The 25,970-nt window shown below is 66.8% G+C and carries 19 protein-coding genes and 5 pseudogenes; 13 read left to right on the top strand and 11 right to left on the bottom strand.

The window, feature by feature from the left end; translation table 11 throughout:
• Positions 1-257: 257 nt before the first annotated feature.
• Positions 258-1,918: pseudogene (locus NI18_RS01920) on the bottom strand (electron transfer flavoprotein-ubiquinone oxidoreductase).
• A gap of 150 nt (positions 1,919-2,068) precedes the next feature.
• On the opposite strand from NI18_RS01920, the gene NI18_RS01915 reads away from it, so the two are divergent.
• From NI18_RS01915 to NI18_RS01900, 4 genes and pseudogenes are all read left to right on the top strand, one after another.
• Positions 2,069-2,836, top strand: a complete 768-nt coding sequence (locus NI18_RS01915; RefSeq protein WP_037527692.1) for a uracil-DNA glycosylase — start codon at positions 2,069-2,071, stop codon at positions 2,834-2,836.
• Positions 2,833-4,703: pseudogene (locus NI18_RS01910) on the top strand (lytic transglycosylase domain-containing protein). The gene NI18_RS01915 and the pseudogene NI18_RS01910 overlap by 4 nt, the downstream one beginning before the upstream one ends.
• A gap of 6 nt (positions 4,704-4,709) precedes the next feature.
• Positions 4,710-5,237, top strand: coding sequence for a molybdenum cofactor biosynthesis protein B (gene moaB / locus NI18_RS01905; protein WP_031394583.1), 528 nt, complete (start codon positions 4,710-4,712; stop codon positions 5,235-5,237).
• 224 nt (positions 5,238-5,461) lie between these two features.
• Positions 5,462-5,746, top strand: a complete 285-nt coding sequence (locus NI18_RS01900; RefSeq protein ID WP_037527689.1) for a hypothetical protein — start codon at positions 5,462-5,464, stop codon at positions 5,744-5,746.
• Between the two features lie 9 nt (positions 5,747-5,755).
• Here NI18_RS01900 and NI18_RS24035 read toward each other — a convergent pair whose 3' ends face one another.
• Complete coding sequence (locus tag NI18_RS24035; RefSeq protein ID WP_037527687.1) at positions 5,756-5,938, bottom strand: hypothetical protein; 183 nt, start codon at positions 5,936-5,938, stop codon at positions 5,756-5,758.
• A 153-nt stretch (positions 5,939-6,091) separates the two neighbouring features.
• Between NI18_RS24035 and NI18_RS01890 the strand changes: the two genes are divergently transcribed.
• Both NI18_RS01890 and NI18_RS01885 read left to right on the top strand, forming a co-directional pair.
• Entirely contained in the window at positions 6,092-6,814 is a 723-nt protein-coding gene (locus NI18_RS01890; RefSeq protein ID WP_037527686.1) for an outer membrane beta-barrel protein, read from the top strand.
• Positions 6,815-6,896: 82 nt separating this feature from the next.
• Positions 6,897-7,967, top strand: a complete 1,071-nt coding sequence (locus NI18_RS01885) for a PA0069 family radical SAM protein (protein ID WP_037527685.1) — start codon at positions 6,897-6,899, stop codon at positions 7,965-7,967.
• Between the two features lie 33 nt (positions 7,968-8,000).
• On the opposite strand, the gene NI18_RS24885 is transcribed toward NI18_RS01885, so the two are convergent.
• The 4 genes from NI18_RS24885 to thiS all read right to left on the bottom strand — a co-directional run bounded on the left by NI18_RS24885 (position 8,001) and on the right by thiS (position 10,370).
• Positions 8,001-8,156 (bottom strand): hypothetical protein, encoded by a 156-nt coding sequence (locus NI18_RS24885; RefSeq protein ID WP_156360324.1) that lies wholly within the window; start codon positions 8,154-8,156, stop codon positions 8,001-8,003.
• A 115-nt stretch (positions 8,157-8,271) separates the two neighbouring features.
• Positions 8,272-8,934, bottom strand: coding sequence for an HAD-IA family hydrolase (locus NI18_RS01880; protein ID WP_037527683.1), 663 nt, complete (start codon positions 8,932-8,934; stop codon positions 8,272-8,274).
• 140 nt (positions 8,935-9,074) lie between these two features.
• Positions 9,075-9,257 (bottom strand): CsbD family protein, encoded by a 183-nt coding sequence (locus NI18_RS01875; protein ID WP_031394577.1) that lies wholly within the window; start codon positions 9,255-9,257, stop codon positions 9,075-9,077.
• 105 nt (positions 9,258-9,362) lie between these two features.
• Positions 9,363-10,370 carry a sulfur carrier protein ThiS gene (thiS, locus tag NI18_RS01870; protein WP_081874033.1) on the bottom strand — a complete coding sequence of 336 codons (1,008 nt, stop codon included), beginning with the start codon at positions 10,368-10,370 and terminating at the stop codon, positions 9,363-9,365.
• A 142-nt stretch (positions 10,371-10,512) separates the two neighbouring features.
• Between thiS and aroQ the strand changes: the two genes are divergently transcribed.
• From aroQ to glnA, 6 genes and pseudogenes are all read left to right on the top strand, one after another.
• A complete protein-coding gene (gene aroQ, locus NI18_RS01865; RefSeq protein ID WP_037527679.1) occupies positions 10,513-10,971 on the top strand; it encodes a type II 3-dehydroquinate dehydratase in 459 nt (152 codons plus the stop codon).
• A 14-nt stretch (positions 10,972-10,985) separates the two neighbouring features.
• On the top strand, positions 10,986-11,474 hold the full coding sequence (gene accB, locus NI18_RS01860) for an acetyl-CoA carboxylase biotin carboxyl carrier protein (protein ID WP_037527677.1): 489 nt from the start codon (positions 10,986-10,988) through the stop codon (positions 11,472-11,474).
• Positions 11,474-12,827: pseudogene (accC, locus tag NI18_RS01855) on the top strand (acetyl-CoA carboxylase biotin carboxylase subunit). The gene accB and the pseudogene accC overlap by 1 nt, the downstream one beginning before the upstream one ends.
• Positions 12,828-12,929: 102 nt before the next feature.
• The gene (locus NI18_RS01850) at positions 12,930-13,265 is read left to right on the top strand and encodes an arsenate reductase family protein (protein WP_037527675.1); all 336 of its coding nucleotides are present in this window, start codon (positions 12,930-12,932) and stop codon (positions 13,263-13,265) included.
• A gap of 156 nt (positions 13,266-13,421) precedes the next feature.
• Entirely contained in the window at positions 13,422-13,760 is a 339-nt protein-coding gene (locus NI18_RS01845; RefSeq protein WP_031394505.1) for a P-II family nitrogen regulator, read from the top strand.
• A 120-nt stretch (positions 13,761-13,880) separates the two neighbouring features.
• A pseudogene (gene glnA, locus NI18_RS01840) lies at positions 13,881-15,292 on the top strand (type I glutamate--ammonia ligase).
• 256 nt (positions 15,293-15,548) lie between these two features.
• Here glnA and NI18_RS01835 read toward each other — a convergent pair.
• A complete protein-coding gene (locus tag NI18_RS01835; protein ID WP_037527673.1) occupies positions 15,549-16,514 on the bottom strand; it encodes a quinone oxidoreductase in 966 nt (321 codons plus the stop codon).
• Between the two features lie 103 nt (positions 16,515-16,617).
• Here NI18_RS01835 and NI18_RS01830 point away from each other — a divergent pair.
• Positions 16,618-18,035 (top strand): annotated as a pseudogene (locus NI18_RS01830) (aldehyde dehydrogenase family protein); the annotation flags it as partial.
• Positions 18,036-18,076: 41 nt separating this feature from the next.
• Here NI18_RS01830 and NI18_RS01825 read toward each other — a convergent pair.
• The 4 genes from NI18_RS01825 to NI18_RS01815 form a co-directional block, all read right to left on the bottom strand.
• Complete coding sequence (locus tag NI18_RS01825; RefSeq protein WP_306286172.1) at positions 18,077-19,507, bottom strand: SLC13 family permease; 1,431 nt, start codon at positions 19,505-19,507, stop codon at positions 18,077-18,079.
• Positions 19,501-19,851, bottom strand: coding sequence for an SLC13 family permease (locus tag NI18_RS26225; RefSeq protein ID WP_306286171.1), 351 nt, complete (start codon positions 19,849-19,851; stop codon positions 19,501-19,503). The genes NI18_RS01825 and NI18_RS26225 overlap by 7 nt, the downstream gene beginning before the upstream one ends.
• Before the next feature lie 85 nt (positions 19,852-19,936).
• Positions 19,937-24,100, bottom strand: a complete 4,164-nt coding sequence (locus NI18_RS01820; RefSeq protein WP_192008400.1) for a translocation/assembly module TamB — start codon at positions 24,098-24,100, stop codon at positions 19,937-19,939.
• Positions 24,097-25,970 (bottom strand): autotransporter assembly complex family protein (locus tag NI18_RS01815; RefSeq protein WP_037527671.1); only part of this gene is annotated, 1,874 nt, incomplete at its 5' end. The genes NI18_RS01815 and NI18_RS01820, both read right to left, overlap by 4 nt.

The following is a 25,970-nucleotide window of genomic DNA, read 5'->3' as shown; positions in this document are numbered from 1 at the left end:
ACTCCGGCTCTCGCCAGCACCCCCGCCGCGCGCGCGACGAGCGGCATGTCACCCGCCTCGATCCCCTCCCGGTAGGCGCGGATCGCAACGACCGGATCGTCGGGCGCCGCCGCCAGTGCCAGGGCATACTGGTCCGCGGCAATCGTCACCCGCCCGTCCGCATCCGCGCGCGCGCCTTGAGATAGGCCGAGAGACCGCCGGTGTCGGCCAGCGCCGCCGTCGGGGCGGTCAGCAGGCCGATCGCCAGCAGGACAGACTTACATGTTGGGATAGTTGGGGCCTCCACCGCCGTCGGGCACGACCCAGTTGATGTTCTGCGTCGGGTCCTTAATGTCGCAGGTCTTGCAGTGGACGCAGTTCTGCGCGTTGATCACGAACTTCGGATCGCCCGTCTCTTCGCCCACCACCTCGTAAACGCCGGCCGGGCAATAGCGTTGCGCGGGCTCGTCGTACATCGGCAGGTTGTAGGCGATCGGCACCGCCGGGTCCTTCAGCGTCAGGTGGACCGGCTGGTCCTCCTCGTGATTGGTGTTCGAGATGAACACGACGACAGCCGGTCGAACGTCAGCACCCCGTCCGCCTTGGGATAGACGATCGGCTTGACCAGATCCTTGCGCCACAGGCTTTCGTGATCGGGATGATGGTGCAGCGTGAACGGCACCTTCAGACCCCAATGTTCGAGCCACATCGTCACACCGGCAAGCCCGGACCCGAGCATGTCGCCGAACTTCTTGACCAGCGGCACGACGTTGCGGACGACCGACAACTCCTTCTTCACCCAGCTGCGCTCGAACGCCTCCGGATAGGCGGCGAGTTCGTCATGCCCGCGCTGCGACACGATCGCCTCGACCGCGGCCTCGGCGGCCATCATGCCGGACTTCATCGCGGTGTGCGTGCCCTTGATCCGCGGCACGTTGAGGAAGCCGGCGCTGTCGCCGATCAGTGCGGCACCCGGCATCACCAGCTTCGGGATCGACTGCAGCCCGCCGTCGCTGATCGCGCGCGCGCCGTAACTGACACGCTTGGCGCCCTTGAGCAGCGCCGCGATCTCGGGATGCGTCTTCCAGCGCTGCATCTCGTGGAACGGCGACAGATGCGGATTGGTGTAGTTCAGCCAGGTGACGAAGCCGATCGAGACCTGGCCATTGGCCTGGTGATAGATCCAGCCGCCGCCGTTCGACCCGTCGGTCTCGCTGAGCGGCCAGCCCTGCGTATGGATGACGCGGCCAGGCGAATGGAGCGCGGGATCGATGTCCCACAGTTCCTTGATGCCCAGGCCGTAGACCTGCGGGTCGCTGTCCTTGGCGAGATCGAACTTCGCGATCAGCTGCTTGGTCAGGTGACCGCGGCAGCCTTCGGAAAAGAAGGTGTATTTGGCGTGGAGTTCGAGCCCCGGAGTATAATCGCCCTTGTGCGTGCCGTCGCGCGCGACGCCCATGTCACCGGTCGCGACGCCCTTCACCGACCCGTCGTCGTTGAACAGGATCTCGGCAGCCGCGAAGCCGGGGAAGATCTCGACGCCGAGCTCCTCCGCCTTGCCCGCCATCCAGCGGCACAGATTGCCGAGGCTGCCGGTATAGGTGCCCTTGTTGTGCATGAACGACGGCGTGACGAAGTGCGGCATCTCGCTCTTCTTCGTCTTGCTGAGGATCCAGTGGTGATTCTCCGTCACCGGCACTTCCGCCAGCGGACAGCCATCCTCGCGCCAGTCGGGCAGCAGCTCGTCGAGGCTCTTGGGATCGATGACCGCGCCCGACAGGATGTGCGCGCCGACCTCGGATCCCTTTTCGAGCACGCAGACCGAGATGTCCGCGTCCTTCTCGGCCGCCAGCTGTTTCAGCCGGATCGCTGCCGAAAGCCCCGCCGGACCCGCGCCGACGATCACTACGTCGTAGGGCATCGATTCACGTGTCGTCATCATCGTCTCCCGGGGGATGGTCCCTGTCTGCCCGGCTTCCCGCCCCTCCCGTTCGTTCGGGCTCGGGCCGGCACCGTCTTGTCCGTGTCGCGTCTATTTAGGCGATTGCGCGAGTTGACCGCCACGTCAACCACGCAGCATAGGAGACATATGGGGGCGGATCAGACCATCGACTGGCGCAACGCCGCGGTCAGCGTGCTCGACTGGTGGCACGATGCCGGTTTCGACATGCTCGTCGACGACGCCCCGCGCGACTGGTTCGCGGCACCCGAACCGCTGGTTATCGCGCCGCCGGCGCCCGCCGGCGTGCCCGTCGCACCGCCGGTGGCGGTCGCCACGATGCCGCTGTCGCTGACCGAATTCCTGGCCTGGCGCACCGGCGCGGACGTGCCCGAGGCGGGATGGAACGGCATTTCGCTGGCGGCCGAAGGGCCGGCTGACGCTACGGTCATGGTGCTTGCGGACTGCCCCGATCGTGACGACGGCACGGACAATGGCGGCGCCGGTCAATTGCTGAGCGGTGCATCGGGTCGCCTGCTCGACCGCATGCTCGCCGCGATCGGGCTGACCCGGTCGGAGGTCCATGTCGCGGCGGTCTGCGCCAAGCGCCCGACCGCGGGTCGCATCCAGCGCGAGGTCGAGGACCGGCTGGCGGAGATCGCCAAGCATCACATCGAACTTGTTGCGCCCAAGCGGTTGCTTCTGCTCGGCAATGCGGCGAGCCGTGCCATCCTCGGGATGGAATTGCAGGCCGCGCGGGGACGTTTACATGGAATTAGCCATAAGGTCGGAGAAGCAGGCGTGGTCGCCAGCTTTCACCCGCGCTTTCTGATCGAGAAGCCGGCGGCCAAGGCAGAAGCCTGGAAGGATTTGCAGATGTTGATGGGGGGCCAGATGTCTCAGGAGACGCGGGCATGACCCGCACGCTCGCAATCCTGCTCGGTTGTGCGGCATTGCCGCTGCCCGCTCTGGCGGCACCGATCGCCGACAGCGGTACGGGCGATGCCCGACTCGTCGCCGGTGCTCCGACCGCCGAACAGATTCCCGATCAGCTCGATCCGGCGCAGCGCGACGCCTATCGCGCGGTCTTCGGCGCGATCCGCGACGGCAAATGGACCGATGCGCAGATCCAGCTCGATACCATGAAGCCCGGCCCGCTCCATGCGATCGCGCGCGCGAGATGTACATCGCCAAGGGATCGCCAAGGATCGAGATGGCGCCGCTCGTCGCGCTGCTGAACGAGGCCCCCGAGCTGCCCGAGGCGGAACAGATTGCACGCCTCGCCACGGTCCGCGGCGCGGTCGATCTGCCTCCCCTGCCCGTCGCGCAGCGTTTGATCTGGCAGGACGGCGCACCGCGTCGGGTGCGCGCGAAGAGCCTCAAAGGCGATATGATCGCCGCCGACCTCGCGCTGAAGATGCAGCCTTACGTCAAGGCGGACATGGGCCGCGAGGCACAGTCGCTGCTCGACAGCACGCCCGGTCTCACGCCCGAGACGCTGACCGAATGGCAGCAGAAGATCGCGTGGATCTATTTCCTCCAGGGTGACGACGCCAATGCGCGCGTGATGGCCGCCAAGGGCCAGGACGGTGTCGGCGAATGGGCGGTCCAGGCCCGCTGGGTCGGGGCGCTGGCTGCGTGGCGGCAGAATGATTGTGCCAACGCCGGTACGGGGTTCGAAGGCGTCGCGGCACGCGCGGGCGATGTCGACCTGCGCGCGGCGGCGCTCTACTGGGCGTCGCGCGCCGACATGGTCTGCGCGCGTCCCGACAAGATCCAGGGCCGGCTGAAGGCTGCGGCGCAGTTCGGCGAAAGCTTCTACGGACAACTCGCACGCCAGCAGCTCGCAATGGCCGATCCCGCGCGGGTCGGCGGCAGCGGTCCCGGCGGCGTGGTCGCGCGCGATTGGAAGGTCGTCGAGAAGCGCCCCAATGTCCGCGTCGCAGCCGCGCTCGTCGAGGTCGGCGAGACCGAACTGGCCGATACCGTCATCCGCCAGCAGGCGAAGATCGGCGATCCCCGCGAATTCCGCAATCTCGTTCGGGTCGCAGAGGCACTCAGCCTGCCCGCGACGACCGTCTGGCTCGCGCACAACTGCCCGCAAGGGGTCACCACCGCGGCCGAGGCGCGCTATCCGACGCCGAACTGGACGCCCGACAGCGGCTGGCACATCGACAAGGCGCTGGTCTACGCGCACACGCTCGAGGAATCGCGCTTCCGCAACACGGTACGCAGCCCCGCGGGCGCTTACGGCCTGATGCAGATCATGCCCGCGGCGGCTACCGACTTTGCGCGCGAACGCGGCACGTCGATCGACCTCAAGGCGCTGACCAAGCCGTCGACCAACATGGACATCGGCCAGCGGCATCTCGAACGGCTGCGCGACATGGCTGGCGTGACCGGTGGGCTGCTACCCAAGGTGATCGCAGCCTATAATGCGGGCCCGCGTCCGGTCGGCGACTGGAACGCGATCGTCCACGATAATGGCGATCCGCTGCTGTATATCGAAAGCATCCCTTATTGGGAGACGCGCGGCTACGTCACCACCGTGCTGCGCAACTACTGGATGTACGAGGCGCAGGGTGGGCGGAAGGCCTCGACCAGCCGCAACGCACTGGCACAGGGCATGTGGCCGCGTTTCCCCGGCCTGCCCGGCGCGACCGCGATCCGCATGAACGCCCGGCCGAATGCGCGCGCGAGCGCGAGCCTCACCGCGCATCAGCCGATGATCGCAGTCAATGCGAGCGTCGGCGCGCAATCCTCCACCGTCACACGCGCGGACTGATCTTTTATGCCAATCGACGAAAGCCGGACCTTCCTGCCGGTCCGGATCGCCGTGCTGACGGTGTCCGATACGCGCGGGCTGGCCGAGGATCGCTCGGGCGATACGCTCGTCGCGCGGCTGGCAGAGGCAGGGCATGTGCTCGCCGATCGCCGGATCGAGAAGGATGACGTCGAGACGATCGTCGCCCGCCTCCACGCCTGGATCGATGATCCGGAAGTCGACTGCGTCATCACCACGGGCGGCACCGGCGTCACCGGCCGCGACGTGACGCCCGAGGCGGTCGAGCGCGTCGCCGAAAAGATGATCCCCGGGTTCGGCGAGCTGTTCCGGATGCTCAGCTACAAGACGATCGGCACGTCGACGGTGCAGTCGCGGGCCTGCGCCTGTGTCGCGCACGGCACCTATATCTTCGCGCTGCCGGGTTCGACCGGCGCTGTGAAGGACGGGTGGGACGGGATCCTGCGCGACCAGCTCGACAGCCGTCACCGGCCCTGCAACTTCGTCGAACTGATGCCGCGCTTGCTCGAGCGCTGACCGCGCACGTCGACGGGCCATGTTTCGGCATCGATTCCCAACTGATGGCGCGATTTCCGCTGGGCGTGGATCGCGCTGATCGCCGCTGCGGGCGAAAAAAAACGAGGTTTTAGAGCGCAGAAGCGAAGTGTCTTAGTGTAGTAGTTAACTGGCACGCCAGATGCATTGGTCTTCATGCCGCCCCCCGGGCGGCTCGACCTCATCTTCTGGAAGGACACACCGTCATGCCCGCTCTGCCAACCACGCGTACGCTCGGCCGCACCGTCGCCCTCATCACGATCGCCATCGCCGCGGCCGCCAGCCCGACGATCGCGAACGCCGCTCCGCGGGGAAGCGCGACACAGGCCCAGATGACGACGCTGAAATATGATGCGAAGTCGCGCAAATATTGCCTGACCGAACCCGCAGTCACCGGCACCCGCATCGACCGGATCACTTGCCGCACCGCATCCGCCTGGGCCGCGTCGGGCCTCGACATGCCGAAGGAGTTGATCCTCGCCCAGAAATGATCGTGGCGTTCAGCCTCTCGCGGCGTGGATCAGATCGACGAGCTGCTTGTTGATCGCCGCGCCGTGGAGGTGGAGATGCACCGCGTCATACCCCTCGCGGCGCAGTCGCTGGCGCAGGCCGTTGACCGAATCGCACTCGCCGGACCGCGCAAGTTCGAGGGCCCGCTCCACCGTCGTCAGATTCTCTGCCATACCCCGTTCTACGCGCAAAACCGCCGCGCGACCATCCGTGGCGCCTTACCCGGCCTGCCGCGCTTCCGGTTAACGTCCTGTCAGCATTCCCGCGCGATACCAGCCAGGTACCGGCCCGTCGACGACGACGGGCGGCAAGGGGGAAGTATCAATATGCGTAACATCTACCTGCTCGCGCTCGTCGCAGCCGGGGCCGCCACCACGCCGGTCGTGGCGCAGTCGTCCGACGGCCGGACCTATGACGGTCGCGCCTATGACCGATTCGACCGCGATTCGCGCGGCAATCCGGCGAGCCAGGTCTCGGGCCTGCGGGTCGAACCCCGGATCGGCTATGAACGCGTCATTTCCGAGCTGAACGTCGACACGGCGAACGACTCGGCAAGCGTCCGCGTCGGCAAGAGCGGCGTCACCTATGGCGGCGAGGTCGGCTATGACGCGCAGGTCAATGTCAGCGCGGTGCTCGGCGTCTATGCCGGTCTCGAAGGATCGAGCGCGAAGGAGTGCGAGAACGACATCGTGAGCGTGGGCGATCGCACCTGCATCGCCGCGAACCGCAACATCACCGTCGGCGCCCGCGGCGGCTATCTCCTGTCCCCGACCACGCTTCTCTATGTGAAGGGCGGCTTTTCGAGTGGCCGGTTGCGCCTGAGCAACCGCAACGCGACGGTTGAGGAAAACAACGTCGCGGGGTCCGACTCGCTCAGCGGCTTCCACGCGGGGGCCGGTATCCAGACCGCATTCTCGTCGCGCTTCTATGGCAAGCTCGAGTACGTCTACACCGATTATAACGGCTATGAGGTGAACGACGGCACGACCAAGACCAGCCTCGATTTCAGCCGCCACCAGGCGATCGCGGGGTTCGGCGTCAGGTTCTGAACGCGCATGACGACACCGGGCGGCGTCGAGGACGCCGCCCGTTTGTTCTTTATTCGTTCCTCGCCCGATGTTAGTATCGGGCATGACCAGACCCCGCCCGGTACGCGGCGCGACGCTGAACGGCGAAAGCACGCGCTTCAACCTTCCGCAGACCGAAGCGGACGGCGACTGGCTTGATGCGCGCGATGCGATTGACGGCGCGGCACCCCGGCTGCGGACGACCGTCACGGTCGAGCGGGCCAGGACGATCATCAGTCGCAATGCGTCACCCGACATCCCCTTCGACCGCTCGATCAATCCCTATCGCGGTTGCGAGCATGGCTGCATCTACTGCTTTGCCCGACCGAGCCACGCGTTTCACGATCTGTCGCCCGGCCTCGATTTCGAAAGCCGGCTGTTCGCCAAACCCGACGCCGCCGCGCTGCTCCGGGCCGAACTGGCGAAACCGGGGTACAGCGCGCGGCCGATGGCGCTGGGAACCAACACCGATCCCTATCAGCCGATCGAAGCCGACTGGCGGATCACTCGCGGCATCATCGAGGTGCTGGCCGAGACCAACCACCCGCTGACGATCACGACCAAGTCGGATCGCGTCATCCGCGATCTGGACCTGCTCGCCCCGATGGCGGCAAAGGGTCTGGCCGCGGTCGCGTTGTCGATCACGTCGCTCGATCCGAAGATCGCGGCAACGCTCGAACCCCGCGCACCACACCCCGAGCGACGCCTCGCGGCGGTCAGCGCGCTCGCGGCGGCGGGCGTGCCGGTCTATGTCTCGATCGCGCCGGTGATCCCCGCGATTACCGATCACGAGATCGAGCATCTGATTGCGCGCGCCGCACAGGCCGGTGCGCGTTTTGCGTTCTTCATCCCGGTCCGCTTGCCCTGGGAAGTCGCGCCGCTGTTCCGTGCGTGGCTGGACGCGCATTTTCCCGATCGCGCCGGCAAGGTCATGGCGACGATCCAGTCGATCCGCGGTGGACGCGACAATGATCCGGGGTTCGGCAGCCGGATGAAGGGGCAAGGCCCCTGGGCGGACTTGCTGAAGACCAGGTTCGACATCGCCGTGCGCAAGCACGGGCTGAACGCGGAACGGGTCGGACTGCGGTGTGACCTGTTCCGCGCGCCACAGGGGCCGCAGGGGGAGTTATTCTGATCCAGGCCCAGGCGCCGGTTACGGCCCCTGCGATCAGATCAGGCGCAGCGCCTGATCCAGCTGCTCGCGATAATATCGTTCGAGGTCGCGGTGCATCTGCGCGACCGCGGGGTTCGGTGCGATGCGCGCGAGTACGGCCTGGTCGTCCATGAAGCGTTCGAGCTTGGCTGGTCGCACCGGAAATTCCATCCGCCGATCCTGCGCTCAACTCATTACCAGTGTATATCCATAATGCGTCGAAAACAGATCAATCTCGGATAGTTACCCGTCATGCGGCCGGATCGACGATGTCATGATCCAGCCCTTATTCGCGGCCAAGCCGCCAGCGACCAAGACCGTCGGCCGTAAGCTCAACACCGTCATAATCCACAATCGCATGCCGCGCTGCGTCCACGCGGTGGTCGCGGCCATGCGTTGCCGTGATGACGACGACATCGGATCCCGCGGCATCGGCTGCCGCAATACCTGCCGGTGCATCCTCGAAGACAAGACAGTCGGATGCTGGTACACCCAGACGCTCGGCGGCCAGCAGGAAACAGTCGGGCGCGGGCTTGCCGTTCGCGACGTCCTCGGCCGCGATGAACTGCGCCGGGATCGCCAGACCCGCGGCAGCAAGACGCCGCTCGGCCAGCGCGCGCGGTGCCGAGGTCACGATCGTCCAGCGCCCAGCCGGCAGTGTCGCGAGGAAATCAGCCGCACCACGGATCGGGGTAATGTCCCCGACATCCTCCATCTCGGCGGCAGTGATCGCAGCCGCTTCGACGACCGGGTCGACGCCGGGCAGACCCAGCCGCCGAACCGTCTCGACCGATTGAACGCCGTGAATCGTCGGCAGGAAGGTCGCGACATCCAGGCCGTGCGCGATCGCCCATGCCGTCCAGGTCCGCTCGGCCGACGCGATCGACGTGAGGATCGTGCCATCCATATCGAACAGGAAGGCGGCGTAGCTGCGGGTCGGCAGAGTCATACGGTATCTCGCTTGGTCATTTGGCGGTCCTAGTTGGCAGCAGCGCCATTACCAAGCCCGGCGCAGCGCGCGATGGCGACGGCAAAGAAAAAGCCGCTCCGGTTTCCCGAAGCGGCCAAATCTCGTTCCTCAAGCCTAAGCTAGATGTCGTCGCCGAGTGCGCCCTTGACGCTGCCCTTGACGTTCTGCGCAGTACCCTTGGCCTGCTGTGCTTCGCCTTCTGCGACCATACGGTCGTTGTCGGTTGCCTTGCCTACGGCTTCCTTGACGTTGCCTGCGACTTTGTTGCCTGCGGCTGCGACCTTATCGGTGAATTCGCCCATGAGAGCCTCCACTATGTTGTGCGATACGCCAATCGTACCGCTCTGAACTTGTGAGACTATAACGGCCGTCTTTATCGAGGGTTCCGTGACGTTTGCGTCATGGTGTCAGATCAGGCCGGCAAGCGGGCTCGAGGGATCGGCATAACGCCGCTGCCCCATCCGCCCCGCGCGATAGGCAAGCCGCCCCGATTCGACCGCGGATTTCATCGCCGCCGCCATCATCAGCGGATCCTTCGCCTCGGCGATCGCGGTGTTCATCAGCACGCCGTCGCAACCGAGTTCCATCGCCACCGCAGCATCCGACGCCGTGCCGACGCCCGCATCGACGAGCACGGGCACGCCCGCCCCCTCGACGATCAGCCGGATCGTCACGCGGTTCTGGATACCCAGACCCGAGCCGATCGGCGCACCCAGCGGCATGATCGCGACCGCGCCCGCATTCTCCAGCCGCTTGGTCGCGATCGGATCGTCGACGCAATAGACCATCGGCTTGAAGCCCTCGTTCGCCAGGATTTCCGTCGCGCGCAGCGTCTCGACCATGTCGGGATAAAGCGTCTTCGCCTCGCCGAGCACCTCGAGCTTCACCAGCTCCCAGCCGCCCGCCTCGCGCGCCAGCCGCAGCGTCCGGATCGCCGATTCGGCGTCGAAGCAGCCCGCGGTATTGGGGAGGTAGGTAATCTTCTTCGGGTCGATGAAGTCGGTCAGCATCGGCGCATTGCGATCCGAGACGTTGACGCGGCGCACGGCGACGGTGACGATCTCCGCCCCCGACGCCTCGACCGCGGCGGCGTTCTGCGCGAAATCCTTGTACTTGCCGGTGCCGACGATCAGCCGCGAGCGGAAGGTGCGGCCGGCAACCGTCCAGCTGTCGGTGTTGATCGCCGCGGCATGATCGCCGCCGCCGACGAAGTGCACGATCTCGAGGTCGTCGCCATCCTCGACCATCACGTCCGCCAGCGTCGAACGCGGCACCACCTCCATATTGCGTTCGACCGCGATCTTTTCGGGGATGAGGCCCAGCTCGGTCGCGAGCCCTGCAAGGCTGAGGCCGGTGGAGACACGCTTGTGCTCGCCGTTCACGGTGATCGAGACGGTGCCGTCGGAGTGGGGCATGCAGAGTTTTCCGTTCGTTTCGACCGAAGTCGGGAAACCACCCGTCCGCTGCCGGTCTCATGTCTCGACTTCGCTCGACACGAACGGGTAAGGGGGGTGCATATAGAGGGTGGTTTGCCGCCCCTGCAACCAGGAGCAGCCTTTGCCCGCGACAGTCCCTGCCACCGTCCCTGCGACAATCTTCGTCCTGAACGGCCCCAACCTCAACCTGCTGGGGACGCGCGAGCCGGAGATTTACGGCGACGAGACGCTCGACGACATCGCCGGCCAGCTCGAGGATCGAGCGCGCGAGCTCGACCTGACGATCGACATGCGCCAGTCGAATCACGAAGGGCACCTCGTCGACTGGATCCAGGAGGCGCAGGCGCGCGGCGCGAAGGCCGTCATCCTTAATGCCGGCGCATTCACGCATACCTCGGTCGCGGTCCATGACGCGATCAAGGGCGTGAAGACGCCGGTGATCGAGGTCCATCTTTCCAATCCCCACGCCCGCGAATCGTTCAGGCACATCAGCCTGGTCGGACAGGCGGCGAAGGGAACGATCGCGGGTTTCGGCGCGCTTTCGTATCTGCTCGCGCTTGAAGCCGTCGCACGGTTCTGACAGGAGGCCCCGCCATGACCGATACACCAGAAACAACAGGCGCAATGCAGGTCGATGTGACCCTGGTGCGCCAGCTCGCCGAACTGCTCGACACCACGCAGCTGACCGAGATCGAGGTCGAGGACGGCTCGCGCCGGATCCGCGTCGCACGCAAGGCAGCGCAGGCCGCACCCGTCGCGCACTATGCCCCCGCCCCTGCGGCGCCCGCCGTCTCCGCACCGCTGGCGATCCCGCAGGCCGAGGTCGGCGCGTCCGCCCCGGCGATCAGCGCAAGCGCGGTCAAGTCGCCGATGGTCGGCACGGTCTATCTCGCTGCCAACCCCGAGGCGAAGCCGTTCTCGACCGTCGGCCAGAAGGTCAATGCGGGCGACACGCTGCTGATCATCGAGGCGATGAAGGTGATGAACACGATCGTCGCGCCCTCGGCCGGCACCGTCACCGCGATCCTCGTCGAGAACGGCCAGCCGGTCGAATTCGACCAGCCGCTGGTCGTGGTCGAATAATGAAGCAAATCAAGAAGCTGCTCATTGCGAACCGCGGCGAGATCGCGCTGCGGATCCACCGTGCCTGCCATGAGATGGGCATCAAGACGGTGGCGGTCCATTCGACCGCCGACGCCGACGCGATGCACGTGCGGCTCGCGGACGAGGCGATCTGCATCGGACCGCCGTCGGCGACCGACAGCTATCTGAACATCCCCAACATCATCTCCGCCGCCGAGATCAGCGGCGCGGATGCGATCCATCCGGGCTACGGCTTTCTGAGCGAGAATGCGCAGTTCGCCGAGATCGTCGAGCTGCACAACATCCTGTTCGTCGGTCCGAAGCCCGAGCACATCCGCACGATGGGCGACAAGGTCCAGGCCAAGCGCACCGCAGGCGCGCTCGGGCTGCCGCTCGTCCCCCGGCTCGGACGGCGCGATCAGCGACATCGCGGAGGCCAAGCGGATCGCCGATGAGATCGGCTATCCGGTTATCATCAAGGCGGCATCCGGCGGCGGCGGTCGCGGCATGAAGGTCGTCACCGACGCCGAAGACCTCGAAACGCAGATGCAGCAGGCCGGCAGCGAGGCGAAGGCCGCGTTCGGTGATGCCACCGTCTACATGGAAAAATACCTCGGCAATCCGCGGCATATCGAATTCCAGATCTTCGGTGACGGCGAGGGCAACGCGATCCATCTCGGCGAGCGCGACTGTTCGCTCCAGCGCCGCCACCAGAAGGTGCTCGAGGAAGCCCCCTCGCCGATCATCACCGCGGAAGAGCGCGAGCGGATGGGCGGCATCGTTGCCAAGGCGATGGCCGACATGGGCTATCGCGGCGCGGGGACGATCGAGTTCCTGTGGGAAGCGGGTGAATTCTACTTCATCGAGATGAACACCCGGCTTCAGGTCGAGCATCCGGTGACCGAGATGATCACCGGCCTCGACCTGGTGCGCGAACAGATCCGCATCGCCGAGGGGCATCCGCTGACGCTGCGCCAGGAAGACGTGCAGTTCCGCGGCCATGCGATCGAATGCCGCATCAATGCCGAGGATCCGCGCACCTTTGCGCCGTCGCCGGGGCTGGTGAAGCTCTATCACGCGCCGGGCGGGATGCATGTCCGCGTCGATAGCGGGCTCTATGCCGGCTACCGCGTGCCGCCCTATTACGACTCGATGGTCGCCAAGCTGATCGTCTACGGCGCGACGCGTCAGGGCGCGTTGCGACGGTTGCGGCGTGCGCTTGAGGAGATGGTGATCGAGGGCGTCACGACGACGATTCCCCTGCACCGTGCACTGCTCGACGATCCTGAGTTTCAGGAGGGCGCGTACACGATCAAGTGGCTGGAAGAGTGGCTCGCCAAGCAGGGGGCGTAAGCGCTCCTGCCACTTAGAATGTTCTCCCGCGAAGGCGGGAGAACAATAACCGGGCGGGACACATGGTCTGGCCGAGGCTAGTCCAATGACGACGGAGCATTCGTGAAGGCGACGATCTACCACAACCCGAAATGCTCCAAGTCGCGCGAGGCGCTCGCGCTGCTGCAAGAGGCCGGTGCGGACGTCACGATCGTCGAATATCTGAAGACTCCCCCGTCGCGCGCCGAACTCGTCCGTTTTTACGACCGGGCGGGCATGACGCCGCGCCAGGGCCTGCGCATGGCGGAGGACGGCGCAAAGGCGGTCAAGTATGGCGACACCGAAGCGATCCTCGACGCGATGATGATCGATCCGCTGCTGATCGAGCGTCCGCTGGTCGAGACCGACAAAGGCGTCCGCCTCGGACGGCCCATCGCGCGGCTGCACGAAATTCTGTGATCGCTGCCCCCGCATCGTGCACATCCGTTCCGGATGCTGTATTTTCGGGCAGGGTTTACGGGTGAATCGGTCGTTGCCCAAGGTGGCGACAACTGGCACGTTTGGTGCAAGGCGCCCTGTAGGGCGTTGGTTTCAACGACAATCGGGGGCGTACCTGTGAAAAAGATCGAAGCCATCATCAAGCCGTTCAAGCTTGATGAGGTGAAGGAAGCGCTGCACGAGATCGGCGTAAGCGGCATCACCGTGACCGAGGCCAAGGGCTTTGGCCGGCAGAAAGGCCATACCGAGCTGTATCGTGGCGCCGAATATGTCGTCGACTTCCTGCCCAAGGTGAAACTCGAGGTCGTCGTCGCGGATGGTCTGGCACAACGCGTCGTCGAGGCGATTGCCGCGGCCGCGCAGACCGGCCGGATCGGCGACGGCAAGATCTTCGTCATTCCCGTTGAAAGCGCGCTGCGTATCCGCACCGGCGAGCGCGACGACGACGCGATTTAACGGCCTTACTGACACCGACTTCATTTGACGCGGCGCAACAATCTGTGGAATTAGCGCGCTGCGCCGCACTATCATTTCCGGCATATCTGCCGACCTATCGAGCAAAGAGGGCTTAGCATCATGGCAAATTCGGCCAACGACGTCCTGAAGATGATCAAGGACCAGGAGATCGAGTGGGTCGATCTGCGCTTCACCGATCCCAAGGGCAAGTGGCAGCATCTCACGATGGTCGCCAGCCTGATCGGTGAAGACGAACTGACCGACGGCCTGATGTTCGACGGCTCGTCGATCGAGGGCTGGAAGGCGATTAACGAGAGCGACATGACGCTCAAGCCCGATCTCGACGCGGTTTATGTCGATCCGTTCTCGGCGACGCCGATGATGATACTGATCTGCGACATAGCCGATCCGTCGACCGGCGAGCTCTACGCCCGCGATCCGCGCTCGACCGCCAAGCGCGCCGAGGCGTATCTGCTGACGACCGGCGTCGGCGACACCGTCTATGTCGGCCCCGAGGCCGAATTCTTCATGTTCGACGCGTCCGGTTCGAGAACAGCTATTCGACCAGCTATTACAAGATCGACGACATCGAACTGCCGGGCAATTCGGGCCGTGAATATGAGGGCGGCAATCTCGGCCACCGTCCGCGCGCCAAGGGTGGCTATTTCCCGGTCGCGCCGGTCGATAGCGCCGTCGACATCCGCGGCGAGATGGTCTCGACGATGATCGAGATGGGCCTGCCCTGCGACAAGCATCACCACGAGGTCGCGGCCGCACAGCATGAGCTGGGCCTGACCTTCGGCACGCTGACGCAGACCGCGGATCGCATGCAGATCTACAAGTACGTCGTCCACCAGGTCGCGCACGCGTATGGCAAGACGGCGACGTTCATGCCCAAGCCGATCAAGGAAGATAACGGCTCGGGGATGCACACGCACTTCTCGATCTGGGAAGGCAAGACCCCGCTGTTCGCCGGTAACGGCTATGCGGGCCTCAGCGACATGTGCCTGTATTTCATCGGCGGCATCATCAAGCATGCCAAGGCGGTCAACGCGTTCACCAACCCGACGACCAACAGCTACAAGCGCCTCGTCCCCGGCTACGAAGCGCCCGTGCTGCTCGCCTATTCGGCGCGCAACCGCTCGGCCTCGTGCCGCATTCCGTACGGCACCGGCCCCAAGGCGAAGCGCGTCGAAGTGCGCTTCCCCGACGCGCTGGCCAACCCGTATCTCGCTTATGCGGCGCTGATGATGGCCGGCATGGACGGCATCCTGAACAAGATCCATCCGGGCGAAGCGATGGACAAGAACCTGTACGACCTGCCGCCCGCAGAACTCGCCCAGGTCCCGACCGTCGCGGGGTCTCTCCGCGAGGCACTCGACTGCCTGCTCGCCGATCACGACTTCCTGCTCAAGGGTGACGTGTTCTCGAAGGATCAGATCGAGAGCTATGTCGAGATCAAGCGTGCCGAAGTCGCGCGTTGGGAAATGACGCCGAGCCCGGTCGAGTATGACATGTACTACAGCGGCTAATCTGCCGTGCCGGCAGCTTAGCCGCTGTCGGCCGGCGTCGCCTATGGCGACGACCGACGACGTGGCTTCGCCACGGCGCTGACAGAGAAAAGGGCGCCCGGAGCAATCCGGGCGCCCTTTTCCCGTTGAGGTGCTCTGCAAACTCCACCGACCGGGGAGGCTCAAACTGCACGATACATCCAGACCCTGTGTCCCCGCGGAGGCGGCGCCCCAGTCTGGCCTCCCGCCTTCGCGGGAGAACATGGCTGCGGCGCGCTCAGGCCAGCAGCACGCTACTCCCGAACGTCTCCCCCGCCTCGAGCGCCCGGTGCGCATCTGCCGCGTCTTCCAGCGCGAAGGTCTGGCCGATCTCCGGCTTGAACGCGCCCTGCTTGAGCATCGCGAACACCCGATCGACCATCGCCTGCCGGTGCTCGGCATAATCGAACAGCGTCGGGCGCGTCACGAACAGCGACCCCTTGGCCGCCAGCACGCCCAGATTGACGCCGTCCACCACACCCCCCGCATTGCCATAGCTGACGATCAGCCCGCGCTTCGCCGCACTGTCGAGCGACGCCGCCCACGTTGCGCCACCGACGCCGTCGAGCACCACGGGCACGCCCTTCCCGCCGGTGATCTCGCGCACCCGCGCCGCGATGTCCTCGGACCGGTGGAGAATGACGTGATCGGCCCCCGCCTTGCGCGTCCGCTCGGCCTTTGCCTCGCTGCCGACGCTGGCGATCACGGTCGCGCCGATCGCCTTCAGCCAGCCGACCAGGATATGCCCGACCCCGCCCGCGGCGGCATGGACGAGCACCGTCTGCCCGGCCTCGACGCGCGCGCAGCGTTCGATGAGGAACTCCGCGGTGCAGCCCTTCAGCAGTATCGCCGCCGCGGTGCGGTCGTCGAGCGTGTCGGGCAGGTGGAAGAGCTCGCCCGCGGGCACGTTGCGCTCGGTGGCGTAGGCCCCGTGCGTGGGGCCGAAGGTGCCGACGCGGTCGCCCGGGGCAAAGCCCGTGACCCCCTCGCCCACCGCCATCACCACGCCGACCGCCTCGCTGCCGAGCCCCGAGGGCAACGTTACCGGATAGACGCCGCTGCGGTGATAGGTATCGATATAGTTCAGCCCTACCGCGGTGTTGCGCATCCACACCTCGCCCTTGCCTGGCGCGGGCAGGTCGACGTCGTCCCACTGGATCACCTCGGGGCCACCGGTCGTCCTGATAGTCGCTACGCGTGCCATGCCCGTCTCCTGTTGGTCATGACCCTAACTAGCTCCGCGTTTCGGGTTGCAACCGATCCGCCCGACGCCCATTCCTCTGCAAAACACGATGCGGAGAGGCATGATGAAGAGCTATCTGAAGCAGTATATCGACGGCGCCTGGGTCGACAGCGACGGCGGCCGAATCCACCAGGTCATCGACCCCTCGACCGAACAGCCCTGTACCGAGATCATGCTCGGCACCGCGGCCGATGTCGACAAGGCGGTCGCCGCCGCCCGTGCCGCGTTCGAAAGCTGGAGCCAGACGAGCGTTCAGGAGCGGCTCGACGTGCTCGGCCGGATCATGACCGAGTACAAGGCGCGCATGCCCGATCTGGCCAAGGCGATGTCGCAGGAAATGGGCGCGCCGATGGCGCTCGCGTCGATGGCACAGGCGCGACCGGCCTCGCGCATTTCTCCGCGACCGCCAAGGCGCTGGCGGCGTTCGAATTCTCCGAAGTCATCGGCAAGGCGACCGTCGTGCACGAACCGCTCGGCGTCGTCGCGATGATCACGCCGTGGAACTGGCCGCTCAACCAGATCTGCGCGAAGGTCGCGCCAGCGCTGGCGGCGGGCGACACGATGATCCTGAAGCCGTCCGAGGAGGCGCCCACCTGCGCAATCATCCTCGCCGAAATCATGGATGCCGCGGGCGTCCCGGCGGGGGTGTTCAACCTCGTCAACGGCGATGGCCCCGGCGTCGGCGTGGCGCTGTCGAGCCACCGCGACGTCGACATGGTCAGCTTCACCGGGTCGACCCGCGCGGGCATCGCGGTGGCGCAGGCCGCCGCTCCGACGGTCAAGCGTGTCCATCAGGAGCTGGGCGGCAAGGCGGCGAACCTCGTGCTCGAGGGCGCGGACCTCGCCAAAGTCCTGCCGCCGACGGTTGCAGGCGTGCTCGCCAATTCGGGACAGAGCTGCATCGCGCCGACCCGGCTGCTGGTCCATGCCAGCCAGGTCGCCGAAGCCACCGCGATCGTGAAGGCGATGATGGAGCAGACCAAGGTCGGCGACCCCGCCGAGATGGGCCAGCATATCGGCCCCGTCGTCAACAAGGCGCAGTTCGACAAGATCCAGGGGCTGATCCAGTCGGCGATCGACGAGGGTGCGACGCTGGTCACCGGCGGCGTGGGGCGTCCCGACGGGCGCAACGCGGGCTATTACATCCAGCCGACCTTGTTCACCGATGTGCGCCCCGACATGCGGATCGCGCAGGAGGAGACGTTCGGCCCGGTCGCAACGATCACCGCCTATGCCGATCAGGACGAGGGCATCCGCATCGCCAACGCGACCGAATACGGGCTGTCTGCGACGATCTCCGGTGACCCCGCCGCCGCCGCGAAGGTCGCATCTAAGCTGCGCGCTGGGCTGGTCACGATCAATTCGTGGAGCCCCGACATCGGCGCACCGTTCGGCGGCTACAAGAAATCGGGCAATGGCCGCGAGAATGGCCGCTACGGGCTGACCGATTTCATGGAAGTGAAGACCGTGGTCGGCCTGCCTGGCGGATGCCGCCGACGCCCCCTCCCCCCGCGGGAGGGGGCTCAGTGCATCGGCCAGACCGCGACGATCAACGGCGTGCCGACCAGCAGCACCAGCAGCGACAGTGGCGCGCCGAGCCGGGCATAGTCACTGAACTTGTAGCCGCCCGGCCCCATCACCAGCGTGTTGCACTGATGACCGATCGGCGTGAGGAAGTCGCACCCTGCGCCGACCGCGGTCGCCATCAGAAACGCCTCGGGCCGGTAGCCCAGATCGCCCGCAAACGTCGCCGCGATCGGCGCCATCACCAGCACGGTCGCGGCATTGTTCAGGAACGGCGTCACCGCCATCGCCGCCGCCAGGATCAGCGCGACCGCCCCCCAGGGCGGCAGCGTCGATGCAGTCGCGGACAGCCAGGTCGCGATGACGTCCGATGCACCGGTGGTACGAAGCGAATCGCTGACCGGGATCAGCGCGCCGAGCATGATCAGGATCGGCCATTCGACATGGTCATAGGCCTCGCGCACCGGCAGCACACCGGTCGCCATGATCAGCCCCGCCGCGGCGAAGAACGCCACCGCCACGGGCACGAACCCCATCGCCGTTGCCCCCATCGCGACGCCAAGGATACCGATCGGCAGCCAGCTGCGCTTCGACACGCCAAGCCGCATCTCGCGCTGTGCCAGCGGCAGGCAGCCCAGGTCGCGCAGCTTGCCGGGCAGCTGTTCGAGCGGCCCCTGCAGCACCAGCACGTCGCCCGCGCGCAGCTCGATATTCGCCAGTCTGCGCGACAGATGCTCGCCCTGTCGCGAGATCGCGATCAGATTGACCCCGAACCGCGCCTGCAGCGCAAGCCGGGCCGCGGTCCGCCCCGCCAGCGGCGAACCGACATTGACGACCGCCTCAATCACGCCGACTTCATCGTCGTCCGCCTGATCCGCCTTTTCGCGGTCCTCGCCTTCGAGCTTCAGCCGGTCGCGCGCGATCACGCGTTCGAGCGCATCGGGTTCGCCGCCGAGGATCAGTACATCGCCAGCCCTCAGGTGCGTATGCTCGTTCGGCGCGCTGCGCATGCCCGCGCGCAGGATCCGCGTGATCGACACCTCGCCGTCGTGCCGTGCGAGAAAATCCTCGACCGACTCGTCGACCGCGGGGGACGTCTCGGGGATCGCGGCTTCGGTGATATACCCCTTGATGTCGAGCGCCTCGCCCATCGTCGGCGCAGCCCGCCGGTCGCGCGGCAGCAGGCGATAGGCGAAGCGCAGATAGATCAACCCCATCACAGTCAGCCCGAGCCCGACCGGGGTATAATCGAACATCCCGAACGGCTGCCCGGTCATCTGCTCGCGGACGCGGCTGACGATGATGTTGGGCGAGGTACCGACAAGCGTGATGAGACCGCCGAGCAGCGACGCGGTCGCCATCGGCATCAGGAACACCGATGGCGAGGTGTTGTTCTTCTTCGCCATCTGGAACGCCGCAGGCATCAGCATCGCCAGCGCGCCGATATTCTTGACCAACGCAGACGAGAACCCCACCGACGCGTCAGGACCAAAAGCTGCGACCGAACCCGCGTGACCCGCTTTGCAAGCTTTGCGAGCGCGAGTTCGATCACCCCCGAGCGCTGGACCGCCGCCGAGATGACGAGCGCCGAACCGACGATGATGACGATGTCGTCGGAAAAGCCCTTGAAGGCATCCTTCGGGCTGACGATCCCCAGCGCGATGCTCGCGAGCAGGGCCAGGATCGCGGTGACGTCATAGCGAAACCGTCCCCAGATGAAGAGCATCATCATGCCGATGAGCGTGGCGATCGAAAGAGATTGGGGAAGGGTCATCTGGCCTCGATATGTAACGGCAGATCAACCATGCCCGACAGGGCTGGTTCCCACGACAAGGGGTCCTCCGGCGTTTGCCGCCGGTTCAATAGTCTTTGGAAATGCGGACGTTCGCACTCTGCCTGCCAAGCGTGGAAATACTCGACAGCAGCGACAGCCAGCGGGTGACCTGGAACTCGACCTGCGTCGCACTATAGCCCTGGCCGTCGGTGATGATCTCCGCATAGAGCCGCCGGGTCACATATTTGCCTGCGGCGATCGATGTGCCCTGCCCCGTCTGCGGGTCGGCAGGCAGGATGCGCAGCCGGTCGAGGCCTGCTGCACGCCGCACCGCGTTGATCGGGTTGATCCCGTTGCCGCCGTCCTGCAACGCCGCCACCGCCGCCGCGAGCTGCAAGGCTTCTGGCGCGGACAGGTTGGTGATCGACGTCCCGAACAGCAGGCGCGAGAGCAGCTCGTCCTGCGGCAGCGCGGGCGTGCTCGTGAACCCGATCTCGGGCTTGAGCGCATAGCCCGTGACGCGGATCGAGGCGTTGAGCCCGGTCGAGTCCGCATTCGCCTCGATGTCGAGCGCCGGGTTCGCAGGCACGCCGCCATCGAACCGGATGACGCCGCGCGCCAATTCGAATTCGCGCCCGGCAAATTCGTAATCGCCGCGGATCAGCGTCGCACGGCCGGTAATCGCGGGGTTCTGCGGCTCACCGGCGATCTGGAGATTGGCGGACCATTCGCTTGTCAGCCCCAGCCCGCTGACCATGACCTGGTTCGGTGCGCGGGCCTTGATCGCCAGCGTCCAGGGGCGCGTCGGCGCGGCCTTTTCCTCGCCGCCCTCGGGCAGGTTGATTTCCCGGATGTTGAGTTGCGGCACTGCGCTTGCCGCAGTCGCCTGGCCTAGCCGGTAGCGGCTCTTGTTCATCACCACGTCGCCCGCGATTACGCCGCCTATCCCGTCCGACGTGAACGTCAGCGGCCCCGTCACGGTCGCGCCGATATCATCGCGGTTGATCATCACAGCGTTCGCAGCCTGCAGCCGCAGGTCGATCCCAAGCCCGTTCTTGCCTGCGAAATCAAACTGGCCGACCCCCGTCACCCGGCCGCCCTTGCCCGCGTCCGCCGCGAAACGGTCGATCACTAGGCGCGAGCCGCCGAACCGGCCGCTGGCCTGGACGTTCGACAGGATCGTGCCCGTCGTGCCGCTTTCGATGCGGGCGTTGGTTGCACGGACGACACCGCGGATTACCGGCGCTTCGAGCGTACCAACGACGTCCGCGCCGATCGCGACCGGCCCCGACAGGTCGAACAGCTCGACCCCCGTCAGCCGCCACAGCGTGTCCGCAGGCCCGCTGTAGCGCAGCTGTCCGAACAGCCGCGCGCGTGAGATCCGCGTGGCGAGGTCGCCCTCACCAAGCGGCGCAAGCTGCGCCTGTGCGCGCCCGATCGTCTTGCCACCCGAGGCGATCACCGCACGCAGGCCGAGCTTGTCGGGCGACAGAAGCGCCGCGACCCCGACATCGATCGGCCGCGACGACAGCACGAGCCCCGCACGGCTGAGGCCACGGATCGTCACGTCCGCCTTGCCCGTCGGCGGGTTCCCGCCGCTCGTCGCGACGCTGAACGTCCCCGATGCCAGGCCGCCAAGCCCGAGGCCGGGATAGCCGATGTCGAGGATGGCCAGCGGCATTCGCGTCATGCTCGCGTCGATCGCGCTGGTCGATCCGGTGAAGCGTCCGCCGATCTGCGCCTCGCCCCCCGAAAAGCTGAGCCGCGTCGGTGCGAGGCGCCAGCCATCGCCGTCGCGGGTCACGATCGCCGGGCTCAACAGCCGGAGCGGTCGCCGGTCGAGCGTGCCCTGCGCAGCGATGCGATAGCTGTCCGCGGTCACGTCGGTCACGCTCTCGATATCGAACGCGCGTCCGCGCGACCCCGCGATCGACGCCTTGATCTGCCCCACTCCGCCGCGCAGCGACGCGCTGCCCGTCAGCCGCCCGATGCTGAGCGCGCCGCGTTGCAAGCCTGCGCCGGTCGCGGTCGCCTCGATCGAGGTGCCCGCAGGGTCGAGGATCGTGACGAGATCCATATGACCACGCCGCAGCGTCCAGCCGGCGAGCGTCCCCGCGCGCGCATCGAGATGCGCCTCGACGCGCTGATTCTCGCCGACCGGTCGGAAGAGCAGTTCGCCCGCCAGACCGCCGCCCGCCACCGCAAGCCGCCCGTTGAAGCCGCCATCGACGATCGCGAGCGTCCCCGTCGCGCGGGTCCCGCTGACGTCCAGCGCGGCGATCGCGATCGTGGCACCGGCGCCGCGCGGGAGGAGCAGCGTACCGGCCGCGGTGAAGGGACCAAGCCGCGAGCCACCCGCAGCGGCAAAGGCATAGCCCTGCGCGGTCGGATCGAGATGCGCCCGCACGTTGGTCAGCCCCAGGGCCGGACTGGGGCTGGCGAGGACGAGGTCGAGCGTCGGCCGCTCGATCCTGCCGTCCAGCGTCAGCGTGACCGGACCGTAGTTCTGCTGACGGCCACCGCCCTCGAACCGGAAGCTGCCGTCGCGCCGTCTGTAGCCGTTGCCGCTCAACCGGATCTGCGGCGCGACGAGGACGAGGTTGCTGAAATGCAGGACTCCGTCCGTCGTTCGTTCGAGATTGGCGGTGAGCCGCGGCAGACCACCTGCGAGACTGCGGAAGAAGGCGTTGTCAAGCCGCAGCACCTGTGCCGCGCCCTGCCCGATCACCCGCGTCCCCTTGCCGTTCGGCCCCGGAACGACGCGCAGCGTCGACGTGACGTCGACGATCCCCAGCCCCGGGATCAGATAGCGACCGAGCCGGCCATTCACCCCGACGTCGAACCGCCCGGTGCGCAGATCGACCCGGATGCCGATCCGTCCGTTGAGCTTGTCGGAGCGCAGCACGAGGTCGTCACCGGTCAACAGCGCAGGCGTGATCCGCAGCCGCCCATCGACCGACAGGTTGCGCAGGATCCCCCCGGCAACATCGCCCACCCCGGTCACGCGGGCGGCGGTGACGCGGATCGGGACGGTGACCGGCGCCGCCGACAGACGCCCCTTGCCGGCGATCCGCACGCGATCGAAGCCGGTCTTGTCGAAGGTCAGTCGTGCCGCGTCGAGGCGGTAGTCGAAGCTTGCGGTCGCGAAGGCACCGTCGAGAATGGCGCGCAGTTCGATGCCGCTGCCCCCCATCGTCCCGATCAGCGCCGTCGGCCGCAGCAGCCGCGCCTTCACGCGAAGATCACGAAACGCGTTCGCGCCGAGATCGACGATACCCGTCGTGTCGAGCGAGAGCGCCGGCGACCGCAGCGACAGCCGCCCGTCGAGCCGGCGTTCGACGAACGTCGCGGCGCCATTGACCAGCACCCGCGGCGTCGTGAGCGCTGCGAGCCGTCCGCTGAGCAGCCCCGAGGGGGCGAGCGTTCCCGACAGCGTATAGCGTCCGCTTGCCTGTGAAAGCGCGAGATCGACCGCGCGTGCCGTGCCGACAATACCCTGTGCGCGGCCCGTCCAGCGTGCCCAGCGGCCGTCACCGGTGACGACGAGCGCGACGTTGCTCCGGGCGCCGATCATCCGGGCGAGCACCCCGTTCGCCGCCCCGCGCGCCGCTACGTCCAGATCGAACCGGTCTCGCGCTGGCTCCGCATCGATCCGCAGCTTGAGCCGGTCGCTGCCCGCGACCAGCGCGTTCACGTCGACGAGCGCGCGTCCCGAGCGGATATCGGCACGGCCGTCGAGCCGCGCGACGCGTGCGGTGCCGAGCACGCGCGTGTCGAGCAGCAGGCGTCCGACCGTGAGCCGCCCGATCCGGATGTCGAAATCGGGGAGGATCGGCGTGCGCCTCTTCGACGGTCGCGTGCGCGGGACGTGGAACAGCGTCGCGCGATCGATCGCGAGCCGGCGGATCTCGAGCCGGTTCGAAAACCAGCGGATGGGCGACCAGTCGAGTTCGACGCGCGGCGCCTGGAACACGAGCCCGTCGAGATCATAGACGCGCAGATCAGTCAGCCGCGTATCACCATAGAGAGACCCGTCGATCCGCCCGATCGTGAAGCGCAGCCCGTTGGCCGCGCGGATCGCGCCGACCCGATTGGCGACATAGCGGTGGCCGATATCGGTATCGACGATCAGCAGCGCGGCGCCGAGGATCGCCACCAGGGCAAGGAACGCCGCCGCAAGCCAGCGCCACCAGCGGCGCCGTGGCACAGGCCGGCCCGGCTCTGTCGTCTCGGTCGCGGCGTCGGTCAAAACGCCTGTCCCAGCGATACATAGACCGCGATCCGGCTGTCGCCCGGTTGCGGGTTGATCGGCGTCCCGACATCGAATCGGATCGGGCCGAAGTTCGAATAATAGCGCACCCCGATCCCCGTGCCATATTGCAGGCCGGTGAATTTGGGCAGCGGCGACGTGTAGATGTTGCCCGCATCGAGGAACGGCACGACCCCGAAATTGCCGAACGCCTTGATCCGCGCCTCGATCGAGAATTCGGTCAGGCTGCGGCCGCCGATCGGGTCGTTGTTCGGATCGCGCGGACCGATCGACTGATAGCCATAGCCGCGTATCGACGCGCCGCCGCCGGCATAGAAACGCCGCGACGGTGCCACCTGATCGCGCGGCGCGCCGACGATCGTGCCGAGCCGGGTCCGCCCCGCCAGCACGATCCCGTCGCTGACCGTCCGGTACACGCTCGCGTCGATCTGCGTCCGCGCATAGCCGAACACCGATCCCTGGAACGATGCCTCCGGGCTCAGCCGCCCGCCGAGCCGGAACCCGCGCGTCGGGTTGAGCAGGTCGTCCGATCCGTCATAATTCAGCGTGGTCGGCAGCGCGCCGATGAAGAAGGTCCGGCGTCGAGGATCGCCGGTCGACACGATCACGTCGCGTTCGTCCGACGCGATCAGCTCCGCGCCGAGCGACCAGGTCCAGGTCTTCTGGAAGAAGATGTTCGTCTGGCGTTCGATGCTGCCGGCCAGCGTGAAGGTCTTGGCCTCATACGCATCGCGGTTGATATGCACCGCGGAGACCTGCGCGGTCAGCACGCGGTCGCGCGCATGAAAGTTGTTGCGGCGATAGACGATCGCGCCGAGCTGCTCCTGCGTCCCGATAACGCTGCGCAGCGTGAGCGCGCCCTCGGGCGGAAACAGGTTGCGATGCGTCCAGCTGACCTCGGCGCGTGCGCCCTCGCCCGTGCCATACCCAAGCTCGCCCGCGACCGTGCGCGGCGGCGCGCGGTCGAGCTTCACACCGATATCGACGCTGTCGGCGGTGCTGCCCGGGATCGGCCTGACCTCGACCGACGACACCAGGCTGGTCTGGACGAGCGCCCGGCGCAGATCGTCCAGCTCGCCCGCATCATAGGGCTGACCGGGCGTGAACCGCGCGATCTCCTGCACATGCTCCGCATCGAACACGCGGTTGCCGGGCAGCGCGACGATCCGGCCAAAGCGCTTCTGGCCGCCCGGGACGATCGACAGGTCGAGCGTCGCGGTGCGCGTCGCATGGTCCACCACGATCGCCGGATCGCCGACCTTGGCGAACGGAAAGCCCTCGCGCCCGATCTGAGTCGTCAGCTTGGCCTCGCCCGCGACGATCGCATCCGAGTTGACCGGGTCGGCAGGCTTGATGCCGAAGGCCTGGGCCAGCGCGGGCGCCTTGTCCCCCGCCGCCGCCAGACCATCGATCGTCACGCCCGTGAAGGTATAGCGCGTGCCCGGATCGGCCGAGACGATCACCAGCGGCTTCTGCCCGGGCTCGACCCGGGTGGTGACGCGCGCGTCATAATAGCCCTCGGCGCGCAACAGGCTGTTGAGCAGGTCGCCGTCCTCGCGCGCACGGCGATCGAGCTGCGCTGCATTGGCGACCTCGCCGTCGTTCGCGTTGAGCGTCGAGAGCTGGTCGAACCGCTGTTTCAGCAGCGCGTTCTCGATCGAGTCGATTCCCTCGATCCGCCACGAATAGCGCGTCTCGGTCGTCGCATCGGTGTTGGTCGCGACGGTGACCGGATCATCGGTGGCGGCGGCAAGATCGGGCCAGGCGACGCCGATATCGGGCAGCGGCGCGAGCGGCGACATGGGATCGAGCGACACCGGCGCGTCCGCGGCCGCGGCGCCCTCCTGTG

The sequence above is a fragment of the Sphingomonas sp. Ant20 genome (assembly GCF_000783375.1).
In the GTDB taxonomy this organism is placed as follows: Bacteria; Pseudomonadota; Alphaproteobacteria; order Sphingomonadales; family Sphingomonadaceae; genus Sphingomonas; species Sphingomonas aerolata.
This window is presented reverse-complemented; position numbering and strand designations above follow the sequence as displayed.

What these genes read in the sequence shown, in the direction of transcription:
- NI18_RS01900 (WP_037527689.1), top strand. Translation starts at nt 5,462, where the DNA reads ATGCCCGCTCTGCCAACCACGCGTACGCTCGGCCGCACCGTCGCCCTC.
- NI18_RS01825 (WP_306286172.1), bottom strand. Translation starts at nt 19,507, where the DNA reads ATGCTGATGCCTGCGGCGTTCCAGATGGCGAAGAAGAACAACACCTCG.
- NI18_RS01885 (WP_037527685.1), top strand. Translation starts at nt 6,897, where the DNA reads ATGACCAGACCCCGCCCGGTACGCGGCGCGACGCTGAACGGCGAAAGC.
- NI18_RS01915 (WP_037527692.1), top strand. Translation starts at nt 2,069, where the DNA reads ATGGGGGCGGATCAGACCATCGACTGGCGCAACGCCGCGGTCAGCGTG.
- NI18_RS24035 (WP_037527687.1), bottom strand. Translation starts at nt 5,938, where the DNA reads ATGGCAGAGAATCTGACGACGGTGGAGCGGGCCCTCGAACTTGCGCGG.
- NI18_RS01890 (WP_037527686.1), top strand. Translation starts at nt 6,092, where the DNA reads ATGCGTAACATCTACCTGCTCGCGCTCGTCGCAGCCGGGGCCGCCACC.
- NI18_RS01835 (WP_037527673.1), bottom strand. Translation starts at nt 16,514, where the DNA reads ATGGCACGCGTAGCGACTATCAGGACGACCGGTGGCCCCGAGGTGATC.
- NI18_RS01875 (WP_031394577.1), bottom strand. Translation starts at nt 9,257, where the DNA reads ATGGGCGAATTCACCGATAAGGTCGCAGCCGCAGGCAACAAAGTCGCA.
- thiS (WP_081874033.1), bottom strand. Translation starts at nt 10,370, where the DNA reads ATGCCCCACTCCGACGGCACCGTCTCGATCACCGTGAACGGCGAGCAC.
- moaB (WP_031394583.1), top strand. Translation starts at nt 4,710, where the DNA reads ATGCCAATCGACGAAAGCCGGACCTTCCTGCCGGTCCGGATCGCCGTG.
- NI18_RS24885 (WP_156360324.1), bottom strand. Translation starts at nt 8,156, where the DNA reads ATGGAATTTCCGGTGCGACCAGCCAAGCTCGAACGCTTCATGGACGAC.
- NI18_RS26225 (WP_306286171.1), bottom strand. Translation starts at nt 19,851, where the DNA reads ATGACCCTTCCCCAATCTCTTTCGATCGCCACGCTCATCGGCATGATG.
- NI18_RS01880 (WP_037527683.1), bottom strand. Translation starts at nt 8,934, where the DNA reads ATGACTCTGCCGACCCGCAGCTACGCCGCCTTCCTGTTCGATATGGAT.
- accB (WP_037527677.1), top strand. Translation starts at nt 10,986, where the DNA reads ATGACCGATACACCAGAAACAACAGGCGCAATGCAGGTCGATGTGACC.